This window comes from Streptomonospora sediminis, assembly GCF_054778995.1.
Genome location: NZ_BAAGYZ010000068.1, coordinates 1 through 8,866, shown reverse-complemented (window position 1 = coordinate 8,866; position 8,866 = coordinate 1). Strand labels below are relative to the sequence as shown.

The 8,866-nt window shown below is 72.2% G+C and carries 8 protein-coding genes and 1 pseudogene; 2 read left to right on the top strand and 7 right to left on the bottom strand.

The features are described from left to right. From ACYVD5_RS13660 to ACYVD5_RS13650, 3 genes are all read right to left on the bottom strand, one after another. On the bottom strand, positions 1–882 hold an 882-nt coding region (locus ACYVD5_RS13660), incomplete at its 3' end, for a DUF2207 domain-containing protein (protein WP_461001394.1). Between the two features lie 260 nt (positions 883–1,142). Then, on the bottom strand, positions 1,143–2,222 hold the full coding sequence (locus ACYVD5_RS13655) for a DUF2207 domain-containing protein (protein WP_461001393.1): 1,080 nt from the start codon (positions 2,220–2,222) through the stop codon (positions 1,143–1,145). Positions 2,223–2,503: 281 nt separating this feature from the next. After that, positions 2,504–3,109 (bottom strand): TetR/AcrR family transcriptional regulator, encoded by a 606-nt coding sequence (locus ACYVD5_RS13650; RefSeq protein ID WP_461001392.1) that lies wholly within the window; start codon positions 3,107–3,109, stop codon positions 2,504–2,506. A 70-nt stretch (positions 3,110–3,179) separates the two neighbouring features. Between ACYVD5_RS13650 and ACYVD5_RS13645 the strand changes: the two genes are divergently transcribed. Then, positions 3,180–4,073 (top strand): NADP-dependent oxidoreductase, encoded by an 894-nt coding sequence (locus tag ACYVD5_RS13645; protein WP_461001391.1) that lies wholly within the window; start codon positions 3,180–3,182, stop codon positions 4,071–4,073. A gap of 169 nt (positions 4,074–4,242) precedes the next feature. Further along, the gene (locus tag ACYVD5_RS13640) at positions 4,243–5,265 is read left to right on the top strand and encodes a sodium:calcium antiporter (protein ID WP_461001390.1); all 1,023 of its coding nucleotides are present in this window, start codon (positions 4,243–4,245) and stop codon (positions 5,263–5,265) included. Between the two features lie 264 nt (positions 5,266–5,529). On the opposite strand, the gene ACYVD5_RS13635 is transcribed toward ACYVD5_RS13640, so the two are convergent. The 4 genes and pseudogenes from ACYVD5_RS13635 to ACYVD5_RS13620 form a co-directional block, all read right to left on the bottom strand. Further along, positions 5,530–6,477 (bottom strand): cation diffusion facilitator family transporter, encoded by a 948-nt coding sequence (locus ACYVD5_RS13635; RefSeq protein ID WP_461001389.1) that lies wholly within the window; start codon positions 6,475–6,477, stop codon positions 5,530–5,532. A 172-nt stretch (positions 6,478–6,649) separates the two neighbouring features. Further along, positions 6,650–7,006 carry a winged helix-turn-helix domain-containing protein gene (locus ACYVD5_RS13630; protein ID WP_461001388.1) on the bottom strand — a complete coding sequence of 119 codons (357 nt, stop codon included), beginning with the start codon at positions 7,004–7,006 and terminating at the stop codon, positions 6,650–6,652. Beyond that, the gene (locus ACYVD5_RS13625) at positions 7,006–7,497 is read right to left on the bottom strand and encodes a hypothetical protein (RefSeq protein ID WP_461001387.1); all 492 of its coding nucleotides are present in this window, start codon (positions 7,495–7,497) and stop codon (positions 7,006–7,008) included. The genes ACYVD5_RS13630 and ACYVD5_RS13625 overlap by 1 nt, the downstream gene beginning before the upstream one ends. A gap of 152 nt (positions 7,498–7,649) precedes the next feature. Next, positions 7,650–8,866: pseudogene (locus ACYVD5_RS13620) on the bottom strand (serine/threonine protein kinase); the annotation flags it as partial.

Here is an 8,866-nt window from a genome sequence, read left to right as displayed (position 1 = left end):
GCCGCCACCGGCGCCACCACCGCCACCGCCGCCTCCTCCACCGCCACCGCCACCGGCGCCGGCGCCGCCTCCTCCACCGCCACCGCCGGCGCCGCCGGCGAAGCCGCCGCGGCTGGAACCGGTGGACTTGCCGCCGTTGGCACCCCACACGACGAAGTTGATGAGGATCACGACGAAGAGGACGATGCCGAACAGCAGGAACGGCGAACCCAGCGGGCCGGAGGACTCGTCGCTTCCGTCGGAGCCTTCGTCGGTATAGGCGGGTTCGGGGATGTCGACGCTGCCGGCTTCGAGCGCAAGGTCGATGCTGAACGCCTGGCCCGGCTGGATCGGGCCGTTGGAGAAGGTCGCCTGTGTCCCCTGGTGGTCGGCGCTCTCGCAGGGGTCCTCCGAGGAGGTTTCACCCGCGTAGCAGTCGGCCTGCCGGATGTCCCCGGGCGCGTCCACCGTCACCCGGGCGGCCTCGACCGGGATCGACCACCCCGAACCCACGATGTCCTGGAACAGCCGCGGGCGGTCGCTGGAATCGGCGACGAGCAAGGTGTCGTAGGAGTAACTGAAGGCGAAGGTCTTCTCGCCGGTCAGCTGATCGCCGCCGGTCCCGTCACCGATGGTGATGACCTCCGAGTCGCCGCTGGAGGAGATGTCGGTACTCCCGACGCCCGCATCATCTTCCACGGTCACGTCGGATAGGCCGAAATCCTGCTCGGTCCCGTCGACCTCGCCGCTGACCGGCAGCCAGCGTTCCACCGGATCGCCCGGAACGCTGCCCAAGTCGTAGGTCAACTCCTCGCGGACCCGCACGCTGCCGCTCTCGGTGATGGTCACCTCGGCGGCGAAATCGGTGACCGCACGCCCGGACGATTCGGCCGTCTCCGCCACTGCCGCAGGTGCCGCGCCCGGCACTCCGGCCGGCACCACCACCGGCGCGGCAAGGACCGCCGCGGCCCCCACCCCCGCACCGAACACCGCCGCCGCACTCCGCAGCCTCTTTCGTACACCCGTTCGCGCCGTCATCGAATGCATGACCACTTTGATCCCCGTTTGCACGGCGGGGTTGCAACACGATCCGGTATCGGCCGGATCCGGCCGCGCGCCGGCGCAGCGGGGGCGGGTGACCGCCGGCGCGCCGACGGCGGCGGTCACCCGCCCCCTCCGCCGCCACCGCCGCCACCGGCGCCTCCTCCACCCCCACCGCCACCGCCACCGCCGCCGCCACCACCGATGTTTCCGCCGCCGCGGCCACCGCGGCCGCCGCCTGAACCGCCGAGGAAGCGGACAAGGCCGGAACCGGTGGAGTCGTCGCCGTCGTCGGAACCGGTGGCGTCACCGCCCGTGGAGTCCCCGGTGTCCAGGGCCCGCAGGAGGAGGTAGGCGATCCCCGCAAAGATGCTGAGGACGACCAGTACCGGGAGCGGCGATGCGGAGGAGTCCGTGTCGGCATGCGTCTCGCCCGCATAGGCGGGCTCGGGGATTTCGGCGGCGCCGGCGGCGAGCTCAAGGTCGATGCTGAACGCCTGCCCGGGCGCGATCGGGCCACTCGTGAAGGCCGCTTCGCTCCCCTGGAAATCGGCGCTCGCACAGGGCTCCTGCGAACCGGGCTCCCCGGCGTAGCAGTCCGCCGTCTCAACGGCTCCGGGTGCGTGCACCGCCACGCGGGCCGCCTCGACAGGGACCGACCAGCCCGTGCCCACGATGTCCTGGAACAGCCGGGGGCGTTCGCCCGTGGTGTCGGCGACGAGCAGGGTCCTGTAGGTGTAGCTGATGGCGAAGGTCTGCGTGCCCGCCGGTTGGCCGTCGCCGGACCCGCCCCCGATCCGGATGACCTCGGAGTCGCCGCTGGAGGAGATCCCAACGGGCTCAACACCCGCGGAGTCCGCCACAGCCACGTCGGTCAGTCCGAACTCGTAGTCGGTTCCGGCGATCTGGCCGCTGGTAGGCAGCCGGCGCTCCACCGCATCGCCCGGGCCGCTGCCCAGGCGGTAGGTGAGTTCCTCGCGGACCCGCACGGCACCGTCGGCGGTGATCGTCACATCTGCGGCGAAATCGGTGACGGCCCGTCCGGACGATCCGCCCGCCTCCCCAGCTGCGGCCGGTGCCGCCACCGAGGCGGCCAGCGCAACCGCGGCCATCCCCGCGCCGAGCGCCGCGCTGCGCAGCCCTTGCAGCGGGTTGCGCAGTCCGTTGTTCGGTCCTTTCCGCACTCCTGTCCGCGCTGCCATCGCATACATGACCGTTTCGATCCGCTTGCGCACCGCAGGGTTGCGCTACGGTCCGAATTCGGCTGGACCGGAGGTGCGGCGGCGCCGTGGCCGGACCCCGGCCATGGGCCGAACGTCCTGGTCAGCGACGCCGGGCCGGCAGCGGGCGCGCCTGCGGTCGGCCCGGAAACCGGGTTCCGGACTGCGCAGAGCGCGGTCTTGGACCGGCGCTCCGCGGCACCCCGGAGGCACGCGCCCCGCGCCGACCGACCGGACGCTATCGGGACGGCCGGCGCACGTCCTCACGCGCTCCGCGCAGGGCCGGCGGCATCCCAGGCCGCCTCGACCATCCGGAAGATTTCGTCCACCGCGGCCTGGGGATCGGCCGACTCGCGGGCCAGGGCGTAGGCGTCGATCGCGAACCTCGCGATCGTGCGGCAGGCGGTCGTGGTGCGCGCCGACCCGGGATCGGCGGCGATGGCCGTTGCCAGCGACTCTGCGTGGCGCAGCCGCATCGAGTCCTCGTACTCCCGCAAGGCGGGCGATTCGTCGATCATGCGCCAGAGCGGGGCCGCGCCCTCGGCCGTGCAGTGCCGCACCAGGGCGAGGATCTCGCGGCGCAGCGCAGGGATGAGCGGTTCGTGCGGCGCGCGGCCGGTGACCGCCTGCGTGAGGCGCTGCTCGAAGTCGCGGTCCTGCTCGAACACCAGCGCCTCTTTCGAGGGGAAGTGGGCGAACAGCGTGGTGACGGCCACGTCGGCCTCAGCGGCCACGTCGCGGATGCCGACCGCGTCGTACCCGTGCTCCAGGAAGAGCCGCAGGGCGGTGTCGGCGATGTTCCGGCGGGTCGCGGCCTTCTTGCGCTCGCGGCGCCCGGTCTGCGCGGGCTGATCGGACTGCACGGCCATAACCGGATACTAGCAAATACGAAAGTGGAACCGTTTTGAAACGCTAACCGTTAGTGTTAAGTTCGGCCGCATGAAGAGAGTGAGCTTCGCCGAGTTCGGCGGTCCGGAAGTCCTGCAACTCGAAGAGGCCGAGGAGCCCCACGCGGGCCCCGGCCGCATACGCATCGCCGTGCGGGCGGCGGGCGTGAACCCCGTCGACTGGAGGATCCGCGAAGGCCAGTTCCTGAAAGCCCATCCGATCGAGTTGCCCGCGGGTGTCGGGCTGGACGCCGCCGGGGTGGTGGACGAGGTCGGCGCCGGCGTAACCGGGGTCGCTGTCGGCGACCGGGTGTTCGGCGAGGGCGCGAGCACATATGCCGAGTTCGCCGTGCTGTCGGCCTGGGCCCGGATGCCCGAAGGCCTGGCGTTCGACGAGGCGGCCGGCTACCCCTCCGTTGTCGAGACCGCGCTGCGCATCATCCGCGAGACCGGTGTGCAGCCCGGTCAGACGCTGCTGGTCAGCGGTGCGTCGGGCGGGGTCGGATCAGCGGTACTGCAGATCGCCCGCGAACGCGGCATCGCGGTGATCGGCACGGCCGGGGCAGCGAACCAGGACTATCTGCGCAGCCTGGGCGCCGCCGCCACGACCTACGGCGCGGGCTGGGTCGAGCGGGTGCGGCGGCTCGGCAGTGTCGACGCGGCCCTCGACCTTGCCGGCTCGGGGGTGATCCGCGAGCTCGTGGAGTTGACCGGGGATCCGCGCAAGGTGGTCTCCATCGCCGACCTCGGCGCGCCGGAACTCGGTGTCCGGTTCTCCGACACGGCCGGCAGCGTGCCGGATGCGCTCATCGAGGCCGCCAACCTCATCTCGCACGGCAAGCTGCACATCCCGGTCGAGAAGTCGTACACGCTCGCCGAGGCCGCGGCCGCCAACGCCGACAGCCAGGCCGGCCACGCGCGCGGGCGCCGGGTCATCGTCGTCTGAGCGTTTTCCCACCGGACCGGTCCCGGGTTTCGGCAGCGGAGCACCGCCCTTGCCCTCCCCCGGGTGTGCGCTCCGCTGCCGGCCGGCCCGTCCGCGCGGCGCGATGCTGGCCCGCTGCACCTGTGGGTAGCGGGGATCGGGACCGACGGCGCCGGAGAAGCGAGGCGGCATGGACGGATGGCCGGTGTGGGTCAGTGCGGTGGTGCTGGCCGTCGCCGCGGGAGTGCTGCTCACCGGAGGCGGCCCGTTCACCCGGCTGGTCGACCGTCTCGCCGACCGCACCGGGCTCGGCCAGACGCTGTCGGGGATCCTGCTCGTCGGCGCGGTGACCTCGCTACCGGGCCTGATCACCAGCATCCTGGGCGCCGCAAGGGGCGACGCCGCCTTTGCGATGAACAACGCCCTGGGCGGTATCGCGCTGCAGACCACCTTCATCGCCCTGGCCGACCTGTTCTACCGGCGGGCCAACCTTGAGCACGCGGCCGCGTCGCTGCCCAACCTGCTCGCGCCCATCGGGCTGTCCATCATGCTCGGCACGGCGCTGGTCGCCGGAACCGGGCCGCAGATCAGCGTGCTGGGTGTGCACCCGGTTTCGGTGCTGCTGGTGTTCCTGTACTGGTACTGGCTGCGCCTGTCGCGCAAGGTCGGGGCCAATCCGCTGTGGCGGGTGACGCCGACCAGCAGCACCCGCCCCGACGAGCCGGATCCGGCGGCGCAGCGCCCCGGCGAGTCGATGGCGGCGATGTGGTTGAAGTTCGCGGCTCTGGCCGCGGTCGTCTCGGCGACCGGCTATGTCGTGGGTGTGGCCGGGCTGTCGCTGGTGGAACGGACCGGAATGTCGAGCGGGGTGGTCGGCGCGGTTGTCACCGGGCTGATCACGTCGCTGCCGGAGCTGGTCACCGTGCTCTATGCCGTCCGCATCCGGGCGCTGCACCTGGCGATCGGCGACATCATCGGCGGCAACGGGTTCGACGTGCTGTTCCTGTCGGCCGGCGACCTGGTCTACCGGCAGGGGCCGATCTACGGTGCGATGACACCGGAGGTGGTGCTGCTGGTGGGGTTGGGCGTGGTGCTCAACCTGCTGGTGGCCGCCGGGCTGATCCGCCGCCAGGAACACGGCATAGGTTTCGAGGGCGTCGCCATGTTCGCCGCCTATGTCGCCGGAATGTGCTTCCTGGTGGCGATGGGGTAGGGCGTGATTGGTGGGTCCCCGTCCGTAACGAGCGGCGCACTCGCGTGTGCCCCGCGCCCGATGCGCGAAGCGCCGCTGCGGCGCGGGGCACTGAGTTAGGAACGCCCCTACTCGGCGGGCTTCGCCATTATGCCGTCAGGGGCCCGGAGAACGCCGCGAGAGTGGGAATCCCTACCCGAGACGGCCGCGCAGTAGGGCAGCGACCCACCAAACACGCCCCGGTGCCCGGCTTGAGCCGGCGCGCTGATGACCGCGGCCCCCGAGCTACGGCGAGCCGGGGACGCCGGTGGGGGCGCCGCCGGTATGCAGCAGGTCCGGCTCGATGTAGATGTGCCCGGCGATGGGGACCGCCTCGCGGATGCGCGCTTCGGCGGCGTTGATGGCGCGGGCCACGTCGGCGGCGCTGTCGTCGGTGTCGACGGCGATCTTCACGGCGACCAGCAGGTCCTCGGGACCCAGGTGCATGGTGCGCATGTGGATGACGGTGTCGACGTCGGGCCCGGCGACCAGTGCCTCGCGGATGCGCCGCAGATCCTCGGCTCCGGCCGACTCTCCCAGGAGCATGCTCTTGACCTCGATGGCCAGCACGACGGCGATCACCACCAGCAGGACGCCGATGGCCCCGGTGCCCAGGCCGTCCCAGATGCCGTCGCCGGTGACCAGGGTCAGGCTGACACCGATGAATGCGAAGACCAGCCCCAGCAGGGCGCCGATGTCCTCCAGCAGCACGACCGGCAGCTCCGGCGACTTGGCGTGGCGGACGAACGACACCCAGCTCGCCTTTCCGCGCACCTGGTTGGACTCGCGCACGGCGGTACGCAGCGAGAACGACTCCAGGATGATCGCGGCCACCAGTACCACAATGGGAACCCACTGCCACTCGGTGATGGGGTGGGGTTCGGAGATCTTGTGCCATGCCTCGTACAGCGCGAACAGGCCGCCAAGGCTGAACAGCATGATCGCGACGATGAAGGCGTAGAGGTAGCGCTCCTGGCCGTAGCCGAAGGGGTGCTCGGAAGTCGCGCGGCGCTGGGCCCGCTTGCCGCCGATGAGCAGCAGCGCCTGGTTGCCGGAGTCGGCGAGCGAGTGGATGGACTCGGCGAGCATCGACGAGGACGAGGTGAGTACGAACGCCGCGAACTTGGTTGCTGCGATGCCCAGGTTCGCGCCCAGGGCCGCAACGATCGCCTTGGTGCCGCCCTCTGTACTCACATGCTCCCCCGGTTCACCATCCGCCGCAGCGGCCACTGCACTCTGGGCATCCTAGACCAGCGGTTCCGTGGTCGGGCCGGCGGCCGAACCGGGTTGCGGGGGTGACTGCCGACGCCCGATCCGCGCCGTCGGTCCTGCCGGCCGTTGGGGCCGACCGGCCGGAGCGGCCGGGTCAGCCGTCGTCCTGCGGCGGCCCGGTGCCGTCCCGGCGCGGTCCGTGCGCGCCGCCGCGGGCGCCGGACCGGCCGATGATGGAGTCCAAGGCGGCAACGTGGCCGGAGAACGCCGTGTCGCCGGACTCGGTGATGTCGACCAGCGTGCGCCGCCACCCGCGGCCCATGTCGACCTTGCGCACGGTGAGGTAGCCGGCGGACTCCAACGCGCTCAGGTGCTTGGAGAGCACCGAGTCGCTGACACCGAGTTCGTCGCGGATGAACCGGAACTCGACCTCCTTGCCCGCCGCGATCATCGCCATGACCGACAGGCGGGTGGAAGCGTGGATGAGCTCGTCGAAACGCGGTTCGGCCACTATGCCGCCCGTCCCGTGCCTTTGGGCCGCGGGCCGAAGCTGAGCCGCCACAGCCACAGCGCGAACAGCCAGGCCACTCCGGCCGCCGGCACCGCCGCCGCGATCGGCGCCTGCCATTCGGCCAGGTAGCCCTCCGCGAACGCCCGGACCAGCAGGAACACCCCGAAGATCGCGACGAGCCAGGCCGCGGTCGCTGCGACGCGCAGCGGTGACCACATCGTGCGCGGCCCGCCCACGCCGCCCTTGGCCGCCCGGGCGACGGCGAGTCCCACTGATCCGGCCAGCAGCGCGAACCCGCCACCGGCCACCAGGAGCGAGTACCCCGCGCCCAATTCGACACTGGCCATGACCAGGTACATGCCCAGCACGTACATCGCCGTCATCCACCACCGCGGGCGGTGGCGGCCGAGTTCCCTGCCCACGGCCTCTTGGCGCCGCCGGACGTCGTCCAAAGCGGCGCGGGCCTCCTGTTCACCGGATTCACCGGCCATCGCGCACTCCCCTACCGGCTGCGTGTCCGTTTTCCGTATTAGAAAGTAGCACAACTTTCCGCAGCGGAAAATGGCTGGGCCGCGGAGATCCGGTGGGGCAGGGAGATGCGCCGCGGCGCCGCAGCGCCCGGCGCCGGGTACCGGGGTACCGCTCAGGTACCGCTCTCGCGGAAGGTGATCAGGTGGCGCTCACCCAGCTCGTATTCGAGCGCGGTGCCGACCGGATCCGCCCGCACGCAGTGGTCGAGGTGCACGCGGCGCTCGCTGACCGGGACGGTGTGCGGGATGCCCTGCACACAGGCCCATACGCCGTCGATGAAGGCGGTCTGCATCCCGGTGCCCGACCAGCCCGGGACGTACTCGCCGTCGCCGGCGGCGAACGTCCGCGCGACCTCCATCGTCCTGCTGCAGGAGATGTCCCAGGCGTTGGACCGCACATCCCACTCGACACCGTCGGGGGTGGCGACCTGCCCGCACACGGGCGCGGCGACCACCCGGGGGCCGGCGCCGTCCTCGGCGCCTTCGGCGGCACCGGCATTGGGGGCGACGGTGTCGGGTTCGGCGACGGCGACCCGCTCGTCCACCGCGGTGAACTCGGTCTCGACCTCCCAGCGGTCGGTCGTCTGCACCAGTCGCACCGGGTCGCCCGCACCGTCGATCCAGACCCGCCCGCGGCCCGGCTCCTCGCGAACCCGGCCGTCGACCAGTACCCGCACGGTCATCGGCCCCGCGTACTCGGTGGCGGTTTCGCCGCCGATCTCCGTGCTCCCCTGCTCGGCAAGTCCCTCGGCCGCCGCCATCGACGCGAGCGCCCCGGCCACCAGTTCCGGACCCAACGACTCGGCGGGGAACTCGCCGCCGCCGCCGGAGCCGAAGTAACGCCCGCCCGATGCGGAACCGGGATCCCCGCCGGCGGGCCCGTAGGCGTAGACCTTGCCGCCGACGGCGGCCACACTGGTGACCGCAGCCCCCTCCGCGGCTCCGGTGGCGAGGAAGACGGGCCGGTCGCCGCCGGCGTAGCGGTACTCCATTTCAGCGCGGCCCTGCTCGCGCACCCTGTCGGTGCTGATGCCCTGGGCAGCGGCTTCCTCCTCGGCCGCCTGCGGCGTGTAACCGCGCACCACCTCGGCGGCGAAACCGCGGCCCTGCACCAGGCGTTCGCCCGCCGCCTCGACGGACTCCTGCGGGCCCGGCCCGGCGAGCGCCCTGTAGCCGGCGAAGCCGCCCGCGATCGCGGTGCCGCCCACCACCACGGCCGCCACCGCGGCCGCGGCCTTGCCCGCCACTGCGCCCCCGGCCGCGGCTCCGGCCGCGGTTCCGGCGCCAGCGGTGCCAGCACCGGCGGCGTCGCCCGCTGCTCCGGCACCGC